Origin of the sequence: Enterobacter ludwigii (genome assembly GCF_001750725.1) — a bacterium.
In the GTDB taxonomy this organism is placed as follows: Bacteria; Pseudomonadota; Gammaproteobacteria; order Enterobacterales; family Enterobacteriaceae; genus Enterobacter; species Enterobacter ludwigii.
Window position 1 is genome coordinate 1,446,830 of the sequence record NZ_CP017279.1, and the last position, 16,886, is coordinate 1,463,715.

The following is a 16,886-nucleotide window of genomic DNA, read 5'->3' on the forward strand; positions in this document are numbered from 1 at the left end:
TGTGATGAATGAGCGGGATGTGATGGCTACAGTCCCTTGTTTGCTCAGCAACAGGGCTCGCGTGCCTGGTGCGACGTTGTACCTATCAATTGGCTAAGAATAAGGGGGTGTAGACATGTAACATACTGAATATTTTAGAAAAATAGGTAATGGAATGAGTATAAAGTTACTTTATATCCGAAAGAGCCTTTTACCCTCTCAGCTAACTACACGATAACCACGTCAAACCTAATGTTTACATAAAGCTGCTTTCAAAGATACAATACCCCCCTATAGTATCAGGAGGGCGTATGCCGCATTCACCCGCAGATAAAAAACGTATTCTGACGCGCGTCCGCCGCATTCGAGGGCAGGTTGATGCTCTTGAGCGTGCACTGGAATCGGGCGACCCCTGTCTGGCCATCCTGCAGCAAATTGCCGCCGTGCGCGGTGCTGCGAATGGGCTGATGGGCGAAATGGTTGAAATTCACCTCAAAGATGAGCTGGTGACCGGGGAAACAACGCCGGACCAGCGGGCCGTTCGCATGGCAGAAGTCGGCCATTTGCTGCGCTCTTATCTAAAATAAACCCACAGACCTCACAATAAGGGAAGAGACATTATGAAATCTCGCGCTGCTGTCGCATTTGGCCCCGGCCAGCCGCTCAAAATCGTTGAAATCGACGTGGCTCCGCCGAAGAAAGGCGAAGTCCTGATCAAAATTACCCATACCGGCGTGTGTCATACCGATGCGTTTACCCTTTCGGGTGACGATCCTGAAGGCGTGTTCCCGGCGGTACTCGGCCACGAAGGCGGCGGGATTGTGGTGGAAGTCGGCGAGGGCGTGACCAGCCTGAAACCGGGTGACCATGTGATTCCGCTGTACACGGCAGAATGTGGTGAGTGTAAGTTCTGTAAATCCGGCAAAACTAACCTCTGCCAGGCGGTTCGCGCTACTCAGGGTAAAGGTCTGATGCCAGACGGTACCACTCGCTTCTCCTATAACGGTGAACCGATCTATCACTACATGGGCACCAGTACCTTCAGCGAATACACCGTGTGTGCGGAAATTTCGCTGGCGAAAGTGAACCCACAGGCGCCGCTGGATAAAGTTTGCCTGCTGGGCTGCGGCGTGACCACCGGGATTGGCGCGGTGCATAACACCGCAAAAGTGAAAGAGGGCGACACCGTTGCGGTGTTCGGTCTGGGCGGTATCGGTCTGGCGGTTATCCAGGGGGCGGTGCAGGCGAAGGCGGGTCGTATTATCGCTGTCGATACTAACCCGGAGAAATTCACACTGGCAGGCGAAATGGGTGCCACTGATTTCGTGAACCCGAAAGACTACGATAAGCCGGTTCAGGATGTGATCGTTGAGATGACCGATGGCGGCGTTGACTTCAGCTTCGAATGTATCGGTAACGTTAACGTGATGCGTTCCGCGCTTGAATGCTGCCACAAAGGCTGGGGTGAGAGCATCATCATTGGCGTTGCCGGTGCGGGCCAGGAGATCAAAACCCGTCCATTCCAGCTGGTGACCGGCCGAGTGTGGCGTGGTTCAGCGTTTGGCGGCGTGAAAGGGCGCACCCAGCTTCCGGGCATGGTGGAAGATGCAATGGTCGGGAAAATTCAGCTCGACCCGTTCATTACCCATCGCCTGCCGCTGGACCAAATCAACGACGCGTTCGATTTGATGCACGAAGGTAAGTCCATCCGTACCGTGATTCACTTCGGCGACAAGTAACTCTTCTGCCAGCGGTTTTTTTGCCGCTGGCGTTTCCTGCATAATCTTCTCTAAAGTGTGACCTGCCTTGCGCTTTTAGCCGTAAGCTAATCTCCAGCCGTGCCGATGACTATTTTACAGGCGTGTTTTTACGCATCTTACCTACAAGAGAGTCGACGGTCATGGACAACACAACAACGGTGCAGGCGCAGCGCACGCTGAGCTTTTTGCATCATATCAGGCTGGTTCCGCTGTTTTCCTCCATTCTCGGTGGCATTATTTTGCTGTTCGCCTTGAGCTCAGGTCTGGCGGGCTATTTCCTGCTGCAGGCAGACGCCGATCAGCAGGATGTCACATCAGAAATTCAGGTGCGTATGGGGCTGTCGAACAGTTCTAACCATCTTCGCACCGCGCGTATCAATATGATCCACGCTGGCGCGGCCAGCCGTATCGCTGAGATGGATGCAATGAAGCAGAACATCAGCGAGGCGGAAAAACGTATTAAGCAGTCTCAGGATGGCTTTAATGCGTACATGAACCGCCCCGTTCGTACGGCGGAGGATGAAGCACTGGATGCCGAACTGAAAACACGCTTTGACGCCTATATCGCGGGCCTTCAGCCGATGGTTAAATTTGCCAAAAACGGCATGTTTGAAGCGATCATTAACCATGAAAACGAATCCGCGCGCCCGCTGGATGACGCCTATAACGCCGTCCTGCTGAAGGCGATTAAGATCCGTACCGACCGGGCCAATGCCCTGACGGCGCAGGCGCACAGCCGCACGCAGCTGGGCCTGATGTTTATGGTCGGGGCGTTTGCCCTGGCGCTGGTGTTGACCGCGCTGACCTTTATCGTGCTGCGCCGCACGGTCATCAATCCGCTTCAGCGTGCTGCTACGCGAATCGAGAACATTGCGAAAGGCGACCTGACGATGCCGGATGATGTCGCCGGGCGCAGCGAAATTGGCCGACTGACGCGCGACCTGCAAACCATGCAGCACTCGCTGGAGACCACGGTCGGCACCGTACGCCAGGGGGCGGAAGAGATCTATCGCGGAACCAGTGAAATCTCGGCTGGCAACACCGATCTCTCATCCCGTACCGAACAGCAGGCGGCCGCCATTGAGCAGACTGCCGCAAGTATGGAACAGCTGACCGCGACGGTGAAACAGAATGCCGATAACGCGCACCATGCCAGCAAGCTGGCGGAAGATGCCTCCGGTAAAGCCAGCCGTGGCGGCCAGATGGTCTCCGGCGTGGTGAAAACGATGAGCAATATCTCCACCAGCTCGAAGAAGATCTCTGAGATTACTGCGGTAATTAACAGCATTGCGTTCCAGACCAATATCCTGGCGCTCAATGCGGCAGTAGAAGCAGCGCGTGCGGGTGAACAAGGACGCGGCTTTGCGGTGGTGGCGAGCGAAGTGCGTACCCTGGCGAGCCGAAGTGCAAATGCCGCGAAAGAGATTGAAAGCCTGATCAACGAGTCGGTTTCCCTGATCGATCAGGGTTCCGGTGAAGTGGTCGCCGCGGGCAACACCATGAACGACATCGTCGATGCGGTGAAACGCGTCACCGATATTATGCTGGAAATTGCCGCCGCCTCCGACGAACAGAGCCGCGGTATCGAGCAGGTCAGCCAGGCGATTTCGGAGATGGACAAAGTGACGCAGCAGAACGCCTCGCTGGTGGAAGAAGCCTCTGCGGCGGCGGCCTCCCTGGAAGAACAGGGCGCACGCCTGACCGAGGCAGTCGGGGCATTTCGTCTGAGTGGCGCAAAGCCTGGCCGGCCGGTCTCGTCTGCGCCAGCGGCGAAAAACGCACCTTTACGTCCTGCGCCTGCGGTGTCGGGTGATAACTGGGAAACGTTCTGAGTCATCCGGGTAAACGGGTGAAAAAAAAGGGACCGTCAGGTCCCTTTTTTATTGCGTTACTGCTTATCCGGCAGCGCGTAGGCAATCACGTAATCACCGCGATCCGGCGACTGACGGGCACCCCCCGCGTTGATGATGATGTACTGTTTACCGGTTTTCGGTGAAACATAGGTCATCGGTCCGGACTGGCTACCGACCGGCAGACGGTCTTTCCAGATCTCTTTTCCGGTGGCGGTATCAAACGCGCGCAGGTAGAAATCCTGGGTGCCGGCAAAGAACAGCAGACCGGACTGGGTAGCGAGGGACGCGCCCAGGGTCGGCATACCGATTGGGATCGGCATATGCATGCGAATGCCAAGCGGGCCAGTATCTTCCACCGTACCGACCGGAACCTGCCACACCAGCTTGCCTGATTTCAGGTCAACGGCTGACATGGTGCCAAACGGTGGCTTCTGACACGGAATGCCCAACGGCGACAGGAAGCGTTCACGCATAGCCCCGAACGGTGTACCGTCCATAGGCACAATACCCATCTCAATGCCGCTGGCGTTTTTCGCCACGTTGGCACGCGGTACCATGTAGTTTGCCAGTCCCAGGCGCATATCGTTAACGAACATCAGGCTGTTGTTCGGGTCGATTGAGACGCTGCCCCAGTTCATCCCGCCAAGGGAACCCGGGAACTGCAGGGAACGGTCGAGACCAGGTGGGGTGAAGACGCCCTGGTGACGCATCTCTTTAAACTGAATGCGGCACAGCAGCAGGTCTACTGGTGTCGCCCCCCACATATCCGATTCGGTCAGCGTCTGGTTGCCAATCATCGGCATGCCAACAGAGTACGGTTGGGTCGGGGAGTAACGCTCACCTTCAACGTTACCGGCCGGTACCGGGCGCTCTTCCACTTTCGCCACGGGCTTGCCGGTTTCGCGGTTGAGCATAAAGATCATGCCCTGCTTGCTGGTCTGCACCAGCACCGGCGTGGTGCCACCTTTACCGTCGGGTAAATCGTACAGCAGCGGCTGGGAAGGGAGATCAAAGTCCCACAGGTCGTGGTGGGTGGTCTGGAAATGCCAGCGCACCTGACCGGTGGCGGCGTCCACCGCCACGATGGAGGAGCTGTACTTGTCATCCAGCGCCGTACGCTCACCCGCCCAGAAATCTGGCGTGGCGTTGCCGGTTGGCAGATAGATCAGGTTCAGTTTTGCATCGTAAGACATGGCAGACCAGACGTTCGGCGTGCCGCGTGTATAGGTCTGTCCTTCCGGTGGAAGGCCGGTCAGCTGCGGATTACCTGGATCCCATGCCCATGCCAGCTTGCCGGCATGAACGTCATACGCACGCACGACGCCCGGCGGTTCGCCGATGGAGAAGTTATCCGCGATACGACCGCCAACCACCACCACATTCCCCGCGACCAGCGGCGTGGAGGTCTGCTGATAGTAACCCGGCTTGATTTCCCCCATCCCGATGCTCAGGTCAACGGTGCCACGATTGCCAAAGTCTTCACAGACCTTGCCGTTATCTGCATTGATGGCTATCAGTCGCGCATCGGTGGTCGGCAGGAACAGACGACGAGGGCATGCCGCAGGTTGTGTATCTCCCTGTGACGTTGTCACGCTGCTGTGGTCTTCAAAATAGCCCAGACCGCGGCAACGCTGCCAGTTCGGTGCCGAGGCTTTCGCGTCGTAACGCCATTTTTCTTTACCGGAGTCGACGTCCAGCGCCAGGACTTTACTGTACGGCGTACAGACATACAGCGTGTCGCCAATTTGCAATGGGGTGTTCTGATCTTCCGCACCGGAGCCGTTGCTCTGAGGAATATCCCCCGTGTGGGCAACCCAGGCCACCTTCAGATCGTTCACGTTTTGTTTGTTAATTTGATCGAGGGCGGCGAAGCGGTCACCGTGGGTGGTATTGCCCCAGTGCGCCCAGTTTTTCTGCTCCTGACCCGGTGCGACCGGTTTTACCGGTACCGGCTCATTCGCCGCCACCAGCGTTTGCGGCTTGAACATCCAGCCGAGGCTCACCAGCATCACGACCGCCAGAACGGCCGCGACGCCAAACGCCGGTGCTTTATTCGGGGCGTTGTGGTTTGCTGCGCGCATAAACGGCCAGACGATGGCACAGAGGAAGGCCAGCACGGCAAACGTAAAGAGGCGCGAGAAGAGCGGCCAGAAATCCCATCCGGCATCGCTGACGGCCCAGAACAGCGAGGCAATAAACGCGATGCCATAGAGGACGATCCCGCTGGCGCGGTTGATGAAAATCAGGACGGCGGCAATCACCATCGCCACGCCCATGATCAGGAAGTACCCACTTCCGCCTACGGTAACAAGCTTTAAACCTAAGCCGCCAACAGCCAGACCGATGAGCGTCATCAGTCCGGCAAGGAGCCACTGCAGGATACGGGGTATCCCACGTGGCGCGCTGCCAAATGCCATTTCTGTCTCCTTTAATTCCCCCGCGTTGCGGAACGGTGCCGAATATGTACCAATTGGGTAATAATCGCGGAGGGGGATGAGGTTTTATACGGTTTATCCGCATCATGTGCGGTTGAATTCCTGTTTAACAAATAGCATGCGAACCATTTGGTGAATTCGCGGCTATGATAAAACTGTTAAATTGTTTTACGCAATTGTTAATGGATGATTTCGCATTTTTTGACCACAGAAACAAAAAACCCGTCGACAGGACGGGTTAGTGGGTGAGGTTGTAAAGGCGTCTCAGGCAGGCATGGATTTGCGGATGGCGCTGAGCAGCGTCTGCGCACCCGGGGAGAGCGGGGTATCCACGCGGGTTAATATACCGATAGGTTCGCCCGCACCTGGCGACGTCACCGGCAGTGCGGTAAGCGTGCCCTGGCGGAGATCATCTTTCACCGCGCCGGAGGGAACGAACCAGACGTAGTCATAATCCACCGTAAGCTGGCGCGAAAGCGAGGCTGACAGCGTTTCGATGCAACCTGAAGGCAGTGAGCAGCCCTGCATCTGCAGCAGTGTCTCAGCGTTCTGACGCGGAACGGTGCCTTTTGGGGATACTACCACCGGCCACTCCATTACGCGGCTTAACGTCACCGTATCCTGCAGCAGGGGGTGACCGGGACGCACGACCAGCTTCAGGGATTCCAGGAACAACAGCTCGTAGTTAAGCCCGCCCATAAGCTCGGGGTCGGACATGCGCCCGATACCGAGATCCAGTTCGCCGGATTTTAGCCCGGCGAGCAGCATGGTGTTATTCATGGTGGCAACCTGAATAGTGGTATGCCGCTGATGTTTGTGGAACTGCCCAATGACCGGAGGCAGAATGCCGAGCGCCGCCGTTGGCAGGGCACCCACGCGCACAATCTCCGTGGCGTGCTCCTCTTTGCGGTTGAGCGACTGTCCGGCAGTATTCAGCGCATCGAGCACCTTGACGGCGTGCGTCAGGAATTGTTCACCCACGAGGGTGAGTTGTGCCCCCAGCCTACCGCGGTCGAAGAGACGGGTTCCGGTGAGTTGTTCCAGCTCGTTCAGCGTTTTGGAGAGCGCAGGCTGGCTTAGGTTGAGAGTTTCAGCCGCTCGCCCCAGCGTTCCCTGTTGAGCGACGGCCACAAATGTATGCAAATGGCGCAAGCGTATGCGCTGACTGAACAGACCATTTTTTTCCATAGGCGATGTTAAAAACAGAGCGATGCGGGTGACAAGCTAAGTTGTTTAATTTTGATAACTTGATAGCAAAATATTTTTAACATTTGATCTGTTTGAGTTACAACATGTTTTTTGGCAGGGGGGAGAGGAAGAACGTCCTTGTTCTTTTCGAGCACATTGAGAGCGTTACGTCAGTGTATAGCCGGGTTAAATCACGCCATCACCGCCATCAGAGCACCATACCTGACCGGAGGTAAATGAGCATTCATCCGAGGCCAGCGTGACATAGAGCGGTGCGATTTCAACAGGTTGACCCGGACGCCCCAGCGGGGTATCACCACCAAACTCTTTCACTTTTTCCATCGGCTGGCCGCCGCTGGATTGCAGCACCGTCCAGTAAGGGCCCGGGGCAACCGCGTTGACGCGTATTCCTTTTGGACCAAGCTGTTTCGCTAAGGATTTGGTGAATACCGCCAGACAGGCTTTTGTCTGGGCATAATCCAGCAGCACAGGGCTGGGCTTAACCGCCTGGACCGAGGAGGTATTAATGATAGAGGCCGACGGTTTCAGATGGCGCAGCGCCGCTTTGGTTATCCAGAAAGGCGCATAGACATTGGTTTTGAAGGTCGCGTCAAAATCTTCCGTGGTGAGCTCTTCAAGGGATTCCCGGTATTGCTGACGACCGGCGTTATTCACCAGAATGTCCAGTCCCCCCAGTTTGGCCACCGCCTCTTCTACCAGCTTCTGGCAGAACGTCTCGTCACGTATGTCACCCGGCAGCGCGACGGCAATGCGTCCTTCCGCTTTGATAAGCTCAATGACGTCAACCGCGTCTTTCTCTTCTTCAGGCAGATAGTTGATTGCGACGTCAGCCCCTTCACGGGCGTAAGCGATCGCGACTGCGCGACCAATACCGGAGTCACCTCCGGTGATCAATGCTTTCTTGCCGGCAAGGCGGCCATGCCCTTTATAGCTCGTTTCCCCGTGGTCGGGTACGGGTTGCATTTCTGATGCCAGTCCCGGCGGCGTTTGCGGTTGCTCCGGGAAAGGGGGTTGCGGGTAAGCGTTCTGACGTTGTGTAGTATCACTCATAGCTGACTCCTTAAGCCAAGGGGTGAGATTTGATGGATAGTTGCAGCGTTAACGCTTCGCTGAATTATTTCTGCAAATGATCGACGCGCACGACAGGCGGCGATGATTTCTTATCAAGCGATCCGTTGATACTGATCATCTGATCGGGTTTTACTGTTCTGCCGTCGAATACTGCCTGGGGAATAATAACGTCTATTTTTCCGGTTTTATCCTGGAATACAAACTTATCGCCGCTGCCGTCAATAAGGTTTCCGCGTAATGAAATAGTCGCACCATCATGCATTTCTTTTGCATGATCGATGGTCATAATTCGTGCGTCATCGGTTCCACGATAACCGCTATCCAGTGCGTGCGGCGGTGGCGGTGCTTCACCTTTTTGTAACCCGCCGTTATTATCTGCCCATGCGGCCGGTACCAGAAATATCAAAAAAGCGGAAATAAGCGATAATTTCATCTGATATCCTTCATTTTGTGTGTCTTGACTTATTAAGTATTGTTGCTATTCCTTTATGTGGCAAATGTGATAAGTCTTAAAAACATTCGCTTTTGAAATCAAAAATATCGGTTAATAAGCGAAACGGTGATAGCCGCCATGAAGCGTCAAAGTGATAAGCTACCTGGGATAGATGAGAATTACCGATTGCTGACGTTTGAATATGGATTTCGTCAGGTGGGTTTTATTGTCCTGCTGGCCATTATCGTTGCGGCGATAGCGGGCTTCTTTTCAAGCGGTGTGGTGAGTGATACGCAAAGAACAAACTCGGCAAAGTCGCTGACCATCAACTACGAACGCTTTGGCCGACGCCAGACGGAGTCGAAGATCCACCTTTCATTCCCGGTCAGAACAGAAGGGAAATACACCCTGAGTGTGACCAGCGAGAGCAACGATGTTTACGAGCCAGGAAGCGTTTGGCCGCAACCGGACAGCATGTTCAGTCGCGGGAATACGCTCTTTTTTGTTTATAACAACCTGAAAATGTCCGACAACTTCTCTGTCTTACTTTTCACGACCCCTGCACGCGCAGGTAAATGGGACAATGTCGTTCGCATAAACAACGAGCCGGAAATCCCTTTCTGGCAATTAATTTACCCGTAGGAGGCTGATATGGATATGGTCTTTCGTGCGCTGGCTATTTATCTGTTCCTCGTCGTGGTATTTAAAGTTGCCGGGCGGCGCGCTTTGCTGCAGATGACCAGCTTTGATCTGATTCTCCTGTTAATTATCAGTGAGGCGACGCAACAGGCGCTGCTCGGGGAAGATTTTTCGGTCACCGGCGCAATGATTACCATTACCACGCTGGTGGTAGTGGATATTATCTTTGGGATAATGAAAAAATATTTCTCACCGGTAGAAAATATTCTTGATGGTACTCCGGTGATATTGGTTGAGAACGGCGTGCCGTTAGCAGATAAACTCAAAAAAGTCGACGTTTCCTGTGATGATATTCTGGTATCGGCACGCCAGAATAATGGTGTTACGCAGCTGAGTGAAATTAAATATGCCATTCTTGAGCGCAATGGTCATATTTCAATCATTCCTTTTGAGAAGTAAGAGGCCACGAAATGAGCAACCTTCACCATGATAACAATTATACCGTCGCCGAACTGACCAAAAAAGTGGCGAGCAAATTGACAGACTTAGGGCTTCGCTTAACCACGGCAGAATCCTGCACCGGCGGAAAACTCTCCGTCGCCCTTTGTGCTGAAGAGAACACGGCCGAATTTTATGATGTCGGCCTGGTCGTGTTCAGTGACGGCGCGAAAGAGCGCATTCTGGGCGTGCGTCCTGAGACCCTTGAACGGTATACGGCCGTGAGTGAACAGACGGTGACCGAAATGGCCGCCCGGATCCTGGAGATTGCCCAGGCGGATGTCAGTATTGCCATCAGCGGTTATGCCGGGCCAGAAGGGGGCGACGATGGCACGGCGGCAGGGACCGTTTGCTTCGCCTGGAACCTTCGCGGACACACGGAAACCCGTACCGTCCTGTTTTCCGGCGACTGCCAGGATGTGGTTGAGAAGGCGGTGCAGTATTCATTGTCTGAATTAGTGACCAGATTATCCGGCTGGGATAACGAGTAAATTAACGCGGAGGTTCTATGGCTGTGATTGTCATTACCGGCGGTACGGCGGGTGTGGGAAAGGCAACGGCGCTGCACTTCGCAAAGGCAGGCTACGATGTGGGGATTATTGCCCGCGATGAGACAAGCCTGCACTCGACCCAGGAGGAGTTAACGCGATTTGGCGTTAAAGCCTGTGCGGTACAGGCGGATGTCGCCGACAGCCAGGCGGTGGTGGACGCGGCAAACGAGATTGAATATCGCCTCGGCGCGATTGATGTATGGGTTAACAATGCGATGGGTGCGGTGCTGGCACCGTTTCGTACCCTGACGCCGGATGAATTTCGCCGCGTCACTGACGTGACCTATCTTGGCTTCGTAAACGGAACCCGCGCCGCGCTGGAATTGATGGTGCCACGCGATCGCGGCGTGATTATTCAGGTCGGGTCCGCGCTGGCCTACCGCTCGATCCCGTTGCAATCGGCCTACTGCGGCGCCAAAGCGGCGATTCGGGGATTCACCGATGCGGTGCGCACGGAACTGATGCATGAGAACAGCCGGGTGCAGCTCTCAATGGTGCAGATGCCGGGGCTGAATACACCGCAGTTTGACTGGGCAAGAAACAAATTCGCCTGGGCTATGCGTCCGGTTCCGCCGGTGTTTGAGCCTGAAGTCGCGGCGAGCGCGATTTTTAAGGTCGCGCAAAAACCGGTGCGCGAACTGTGGGTGGGCAGCAGTACCATTCAGTCGATCGTCGGACAATTCCTCTTCCCGGGTTTCCTGGACCGGCTGATGGTGAAGAAGGCCTGGGAAGGTCAGATGACTGACGATCTGAATGACCGGGATCGCCAGGATTATCTCGACCAGCCGGTCAACGACCTGCACAAAATCCATGGACGTTTTACCCCGGAAGCGAAAAACCGCGCCACGGCTATCACGTCAGGTGTGCCCGGGAAAGTCCTGTTAGGCTCCCTCGCGGTGGCGGGCGTTGTGCTGACGCGGCTGATGACCCGGCGTAAAAGGTAATCAGCGCAGCGCGCTACGGTTAGTCCAGAACCAGCGATAGCCGTAGCCGCTGAGGGTAAGCTGGACGGTTTTGCCACAGATCAGCGCGTCGTCATAGCGTTTATCCGCCAGGCAGGCGGTCCAGGTGGCGTGACGGATCCCGCGGGCGGTAAACTGGACCGGCTTGTCGCTAAAGTTAACGAAGGTAAGGATACTGCGCGCTTCGGCCTCGTAATAAATGCCCAGCACCGCGTCATCATCAATATTGATGAGACGAAACGGTGCGACAGCAATCTCCGGAAATTCAGAGCGCGTATTGGCCATGTCGATGATCCGGTGCAGCAGGGAATTGCGGTGCAGCAGGGAATCGGCCACGTTGATTTTCTGGTAACGCCAGGGACCGCGATCGATGATCGGGGCGATAAACCGCTCAGGATCCGCTGCTGAAAAGCCACCGCCTTCTGACCCCGCCCACTGCATTGGCGTACGCACGGCATAGCGCTCTTCCAGCGTCAGATCATCACCCATGCCAATCTCATCGCCATAGCGCATGACCGGCACGCCCGGGAGTGAGAAGAGCACCGCGTGGCAGAACGCCAGCCGTTTTTGATCGCCCTTTAACATCGGTGCCAGACGGCGTCGTATCCCGCGCTGGTAGACGTTCATCTCTTCGTCAGGGGCGAATGTGTCGACCACAATCTGTTTCTCTTTTTTACCGATCCCTTCCAGATCCAACTCATCGTGGTTGCGCAGCCAGTTGGCAAAGCAGCACGAGTCAGGCGGGACAATCATCTTCTTTATGGCATTGCGCAGCGGTCGGGCGCTTTTCCTGGCAAGGCTGACGTAGAAATACTTATTGAGCCAGAAATTCAGCACCAGATTCAGACGGTTATTTTCGCCGAAATAGTCTTTATACGCCTCCACGTCGACGTCCACCTCACCGAGCAGGATCGCTTCCGGATTACGTGCTTCAATAAGGCGGCGCATATGCTCCAGGATCCATAACCCCTTTTTCTCGTCACCGCCGCCTGCCTGCGCGGTCAGGTGCGTTGCGGCATCGAGGCGAAATCCCGACACCCCGAGCTTGAGCCAGAAGAGGATAATATTTTCGATCTCGTTGAGCAGCGCGGGGCAGGTCAGATTCAGGTCGGGCTCGTGGTGATAGAACATATGTCGGTAGTATTGCCCGGCCTCGTCATCCCATGTCCAGACGCTCTCTTCCACGCCGGGAAACATCGGGGAGGTATCGTCCTCGTTATTATCCGACCAGATATAGTAGTCACGAAAAGGTGAAGTTGGGTTGCGGCGAGCCTGCTGAAACCAGGGATGGGCGTCCGAGGTGTGCTGAATCAACAGCTCAATAATGACCTGCATACCCAGCTCCCGGGCCTGTTCAATAAAGGCGATAATGTCGGCCAGCTTTCCGAAGCGAGGATCAACCTGCAGATGGTCGCTGACGTCGTAGCCTTCATCCAGAAACGGGGTGAGGTAGAAAGGGGTGATCCAGATAACCGTCGCCCCCATGCGGCGAATGTAGCGCAGCTTTGCGCCAATCCCGGCGATGTCCCCGCAGCCATCGCCGTTTAAATCATAAAAGAGTGCAGTATCAATCTGATAAATAATGGCTCGGGTATGCCAGTCTGCCATAGTTCACCTCAGTGATAACCTTCCGTGTCGGAAACTTTGCCCCGGAAAACGTAGTAGCTCCAGGCGGTGTACACCAGAATCACCGGAATAATCAGTAACGTTCCGACCAGCATAAACAGCTGGCTGGCCGGTGGTGCCGCAGCCTCCCACAGGGTAATGTGCGGCGGAATAATGTTAGGCCACAGGCTAATTCCCAGACCGCTGAATCCGAGGAAGATCAGCCCAAGGGTCAGCAGGAAGGGACGCGAGTGGCTGGCCGGGTTGCGCGTCAGTCGCCAGATCCACAGGCTAAACACGCCTACCAGCAGGGGAACCGGCAGGAACCAGATGAAGTTGGGGAAGGTAAACCAGCGGTCGGCAACGTACTGCCAGCCGAGCGGCGTCCAGATACTCACCACCGCGATCACCACCACCAGCGCCAGCAGCACGTGCCGGGTCAGTTCACGCATGCGGTTTTGCAATGCGCCTTCACTTTTCATGATAAGCCACGTGGTACCGAGCAGGGTGTAGGCCACTACCAACCCGATGCCGCAGAAAAGATTGAAGGGCGTTAACCAGTCAAGGGCGGAGCCGACAAAACGCCGGCCCTCAACGTCAAAGCCGTTAATCACTGCTCCCACCACCACCCCCTGGCTGAAGGTGGCAAGCAAAGAGCCGCCGGCGAAGGCGTAGTCCCAGAACTTGCGGTGCGAAGGCGTTGCCTTAAAGCGGAACTCAAAGGCCACGCCGCGAAAGATAAGGCCAATCAACATGGCGGTAAGAGGGATGGTCAGTGCATCAATAATCACCGCATAGGCCAGCGGAAACGCGCCGAACAACCCCGCACCGCCGAGCACCAGCCAGGTCTCGTTGCCGTCCCACACCGGCGCCACGCTGTTGACCATTACGTCACGCTCTCTGGCATCGCCCACGAAGTTAAAAAGCAGCCCGATGCCCAAATCAAAGCCATCCATGATGATATACATCAGCGTGGCGAACACGATGATGGCAAACCAGATAACTGAGATATCGACGCCCATCAGTTTCTCTCCTGTTCCGGAACAGACTCAGCGGCAGACAGCGGACGGGCAGGGGTGCCCGAGGTATTTGACGTCAACGTATCAACGGGCTGCGGACCTTTCTTGATAAGCCGAATCAGGTAGACGTAGCCCACGCCAAACACCGACGAATAGACCACAAAGAAGGCCAGCAGGCTGATGCTCATCTGCAGCGTGCTGTGCAGCGAGACCGCGTCGATCGTGCGCAGATAGCCATACACCACCCACGGCTGACGGCCCACTTCGGTGGTGACCCAGCCGGCCAGCAGCGCCAGTAGGCCCGCCGGTCCCATGCACAGCGCGAACCAGTGGAAGGGCCGCGACTGGTAGAGTCGATGGCGATAGCGTAGCCAGACGCTGACCAGACCCAGCGTGATCATCAGCAGACCCATGCCGACCATAATGCGGAATGACCAGAAAACAATCGGTGAGTTCGGGCGATCTTCTTTTGGGAAGTCTTTCAGTGCCGGGACCTGTTTATCCAGGCTGTGGGTCAGAATCAGACTGCCAAGGGCAGGAATTTCCAGCGCGTAGCGGGTGCGCTCCTGCTCCATATCCGGCAGGCCAAACAGCAGCAGCGGTGTCGCTTCGCCTGGCGGGTTCTCCCAGTGACCTTCGATGGCGGCAATTTTGGCCGGCTGATGTTCGAGGGTATTCAGGCCATGCATATCACCGACGACGGCCTGAATGGGCGCGACCAGCAGGGCCATCCACATCGCCATGGAAAACATAGTGCGTATCGCGGGCGTGTCGTTGCCGCGCAGCAGATGCCATGCGCCCGACGCCCCCACAAACAGCGCGCTGCTCAGGAACGCGGCGATAGCCATGTGAATGAGACGGTAAGGGAAGGAGGGGTTAAAAATGATGGCCAGCCAGTCCTCCGGAATGACCTGACCGTTCTGAATACTGAACCCCTGGGGCGTGTGCATCCAGCTGTTGGAGGCGAGGATCCAGAAGGTGGACATCAGCGTACCCAGCGCGACCATACAGGTCGAGAAGAAGTGCAGGCCCGGGCCGACCTTGTTCCAGCCGAACAGCATCACGCCAAGAAATCCGGCTTCGAGGAAGAAGGCGGTTAAGACTTCATAGGTCAGGAGCGGGCCGGTAATACTGCCGGCAAACTGTGAGAATCCGCTCCAGTTAGTGCCGAACTGATAGGCCATGACCAGACCGGAAACGACCCCCATACCGAAGTTAACGGCAAATATCTTTAGCCAGAAATGGTACAGCGAGCGCCACACCTCATTTTTGGTGCGAAGCCACATCCCTTCGAGCACCACCAGATAGCTGGCAAGACCGATGGTGATCGCCGGGAATAGAATATGGAACGAGACGGTAAAAGCGAACTGGATTCTGGCGAGATGAAATGCGTCGAGTTCGAACATGGTCCGTACCTCTGGAACTGTTGCGCACGAGGATTGCCAGGCAGTCCGGGGCTGCCTGGCAAAATCGGTTACGGTTTTTTCTTCCCGGCACCCAGTTCGGCGCCGGTCAGCGGGTCGGAATGTGGATCGGACTTCGTGCGGGCCGACATCGCTTTGACCAGCGTGGCCTGCTCGGTCGTCAGCGTCACGCTTGCACTCCCGTCACCGCCGTCAACGGCAGGTTGGGGGGATTCAACGTAGTCGAAATGTTTATCGCTGTTCCAGCTTCCGCGAACCTCTCCACCTTCAGACATATTGTAGTACTTGTTGGTGTATTCCTCGATTGGCGGCAGTTTTCCCGGAGGGAAATTATTACGAATGGACTGAAGCGCCTTCTCAAAGGAGAGCTGGTGCGCCGCCTCACGCGTCATCAGAAACGCCAGCGCATCCTTCACGCCCGGATCGTCCGTGACGTTAATCAGCCGTTCATAGATGATCTTCGCTCGGGCCTCGGCAGCCACATTTGAGCGCAGATCGGCGGTCGGCTCGCCAATGGTGTCGACATAAGCCGCCGTCCACGGCACCCCGGCGGAGTTGGTCAACGGAGTACCGCCACCGTAAAGCAGGGAGGTGATATGGCTGTCGTTACCGTTTTCGGTCATGGACCGATACAGCTCGGCTTCATTTTCCACGCCCTCCGCCAGTGCGCCTTTAGCCCCTTTATTAAGCATACCCACCAGGGTACCGATAATTTCAAGGTGGCTTAACTCTTCGGTCGCGATATCCATCAGCATATCTTTACGACCCGGGTCGTCATCACTCAGCCCCTGAGTGAAGTAACGGCAGGCGGCGGCCAGCTCGCCCTGAGGACCGCCGAATTGTTCCAGTAATAAATTGGCAAGGCCGGGATTCGGTTCGGCAACCCGAACCGTATATTGTAATTGTTTGACGTGTCGAAACATGTCTTCTCTCCTGAGGTTATTTTTTTGCTTCGACACCGGATGCGTCTGAACGCAGCAGGAACTGTTCGGTGGTCTGTGGAATGTGGCGAATCAGCCAGTCGGCCATCTCGCGCTCTTCCGCCAGGATACTCTCGATGGCGGGCACGGAAGCCATGTCGCCCGCTTTTTTGGCCGCGGCCAGCAGGGAGGTGTAGCAGGCTATTTCAAACTGTTCGAAAACATAGCCGCTGATAGACCCTTTGACGATCTCATCAGAGGGGAACATCCCGCCAATGGATTGTCCGAGCGCCGCCATTTTACTCATCGAATCTTTTAAAACCGAACGAGAAATATCATTACGGTCGAGGATCTCTTCCAGTAAGGTAATTTGTCGCTTTGTTTCACTAATATGCTGCTCAATTCTGGCGCGAACATCGGGATAATTATCGATACGGCTGGCCATGGATTCCAGCATAGATTCGGCTTGCTTTTCCATCGCATGGGCATCGCGTAGCCAGTCATGGTAGTGTTCTACGTGATTCATTA

Annotated in this window: 16 protein-coding genes; 7 read left to right on the top strand and 9 right to left on the bottom strand. The window is 55.7% G+C overall.

From position 1 onward, the window contains the following. The first annotated feature begins 290 nt into the window (after positions 1 to 290). From BH714_RS06845 to BH714_RS06855, 3 genes are all read left to right on the top strand, one after another. Entirely contained in the window at positions 291 to 566 is a 276-nt protein-coding gene (locus tag BH714_RS06845; protein ID WP_014169989.1) for a metal/formaldehyde-sensitive transcriptional repressor, read from the top strand. A 33-nt stretch (positions 567 to 599) separates the two neighbouring features. Further along, the gene (locus BH714_RS06850; protein ID WP_040017433.1) at positions 600 to 1,718 is read left to right on the top strand and encodes an S-(hydroxymethyl)glutathione dehydrogenase/class III alcohol dehydrogenase; all 1,119 of its coding nucleotides are present in this window, start codon (positions 600 to 602) and stop codon (positions 1,716 to 1,718) included. A gap of 161 nt (positions 1,719 to 1,879) precedes the next feature. Next, positions 1,880 to 3,571, top strand: coding sequence for a methyl-accepting chemotaxis protein (locus BH714_RS06855; RefSeq protein ID WP_020884200.1), 1,692 nt, complete (start codon positions 1,880 to 1,882; stop codon positions 3,569 to 3,571). A gap of 56 nt (positions 3,572 to 3,627) precedes the next feature. Here BH714_RS06855 and BH714_RS06860 read toward each other — a convergent pair whose 3' ends face one another. The 4 genes from BH714_RS06860 to BH714_RS06875 all read right to left on the bottom strand — a co-directional run bounded on the left by BH714_RS06860 (position 3,628) and on the right by BH714_RS06875 (position 8,740). Further along, positions 3,628 to 6,009 (bottom strand): glucose/quinate/shikimate family membrane-bound PQQ-dependent dehydrogenase, encoded by a 2,382-nt coding sequence (locus BH714_RS06860; protein WP_040017438.1) that lies wholly within the window; start codon positions 6,007 to 6,009, stop codon positions 3,628 to 3,630. Positions 6,010 to 6,291: 282 nt separating this feature from the next. After that, on the bottom strand, positions 6,292 to 7,215 hold the full coding sequence (locus BH714_RS06865) for a LysR substrate-binding domain-containing protein (protein WP_014169993.1): 924 nt from the start codon (positions 7,213 to 7,215) through the stop codon (positions 6,292 to 6,294). 186 nt (positions 7,216 to 7,401) lie between these two features. After that, positions 7,402 to 8,286, bottom strand: a complete 885-nt coding sequence (locus BH714_RS06870) for an SDR family oxidoreductase (RefSeq protein WP_032678123.1) — start codon at positions 8,284 to 8,286, stop codon at positions 7,402 to 7,404. A gap of 64 nt (positions 8,287 to 8,350) precedes the next feature. After that, positions 8,351 to 8,740, bottom strand: a complete 390-nt coding sequence (locus tag BH714_RS06875) for a YdeI family stress tolerance OB fold protein (protein WP_020884197.1) — start codon at positions 8,738 to 8,740, stop codon at positions 8,351 to 8,353. Positions 8,741 to 8,878: 138 nt separating this feature from the next. Between BH714_RS06875 and BH714_RS06880 the strand changes: the two genes are divergently transcribed. The 4 genes from BH714_RS06880 to BH714_RS06895 are packed head-to-tail and all read left to right on the top strand — an operon-like array spanning position 8,879 to position 11,372. Continuing rightward, the gene (locus BH714_RS06880) at positions 8,879 to 9,382 is read left to right on the top strand and encodes a hypothetical protein (protein WP_032681048.1); all 504 of its coding nucleotides are present in this window, start codon (positions 8,879 to 8,881) and stop codon (positions 9,380 to 9,382) included. Between the two features lie 9 nt (positions 9,383 to 9,391). Beyond that, a complete protein-coding gene (locus BH714_RS06885; protein WP_020884195.1) occupies positions 9,392 to 9,838 on the top strand; it encodes a DUF421 domain-containing protein in 447 nt (148 codons plus the stop codon). An 11-nt stretch (positions 9,839 to 9,849) separates the two neighbouring features. After that, positions 9,850 to 10,368, top strand: coding sequence for a 2-oxo-tetronate isomerase (locus tag BH714_RS06890; RefSeq protein WP_014169998.1), 519 nt, complete (start codon positions 9,850 to 9,852; stop codon positions 10,366 to 10,368). A gap of 17 nt (positions 10,369 to 10,385) precedes the next feature. Beyond that, on the top strand, positions 10,386 to 11,372 hold the full coding sequence (locus tag BH714_RS06895) for an SDR family oxidoreductase (RefSeq protein WP_025204235.1): 987 nt from the start codon (positions 10,386 to 10,388) through the stop codon (positions 11,370 to 11,372). Here the strand turns inward: BH714_RS06895 and BH714_RS06900 are convergent, their stop codons facing one another. The 5 genes from BH714_RS06900 to BH714_RS06920 form a co-directional block, all read right to left on the bottom strand. Next, positions 11,373 to 12,998, bottom strand: coding sequence for an alpha-amylase family protein (locus BH714_RS06900; protein WP_020884193.1), 1,626 nt, complete (start codon positions 12,996 to 12,998; stop codon positions 11,373 to 11,375). 8 nt (positions 12,999 to 13,006) lie between these two features. Beyond that, positions 13,007 to 14,017: a cytochrome d ubiquinol oxidase subunit II gene (gene cydB, locus BH714_RS06905; protein WP_014170001.1), complete on the bottom strand. Its 1,011-nt coding sequence runs from the start codon at positions 14,015 to 14,017 to the stop codon at positions 13,007 to 13,009. Then, complete coding sequence (locus BH714_RS06910) at positions 14,017 to 15,420, bottom strand: cytochrome ubiquinol oxidase subunit I (protein ID WP_020884191.1); 1,404 nt, start codon at positions 15,418 to 15,420, stop codon at positions 14,017 to 14,019. The genes cydB and BH714_RS06910 overlap by 1 nt, the downstream gene beginning before the upstream one ends. A 68-nt stretch (positions 15,421 to 15,488) precedes the next feature. After that, positions 15,489 to 16,361, bottom strand: a complete 873-nt coding sequence (locus BH714_RS06915; RefSeq protein WP_020884190.1) for a manganese catalase family protein — start codon at positions 16,359 to 16,361, stop codon at positions 15,489 to 15,491. Between the two features lie 16 nt (positions 16,362 to 16,377). Next, a complete protein-coding gene (locus tag BH714_RS06920; RefSeq protein ID WP_014170004.1) occupies positions 16,378 to 16,884 on the bottom strand; it encodes a ferritin-like domain-containing protein in 507 nt (168 codons plus the stop codon). Positions 16,885 to 16,886: the final 2 nt, after the last annotated feature.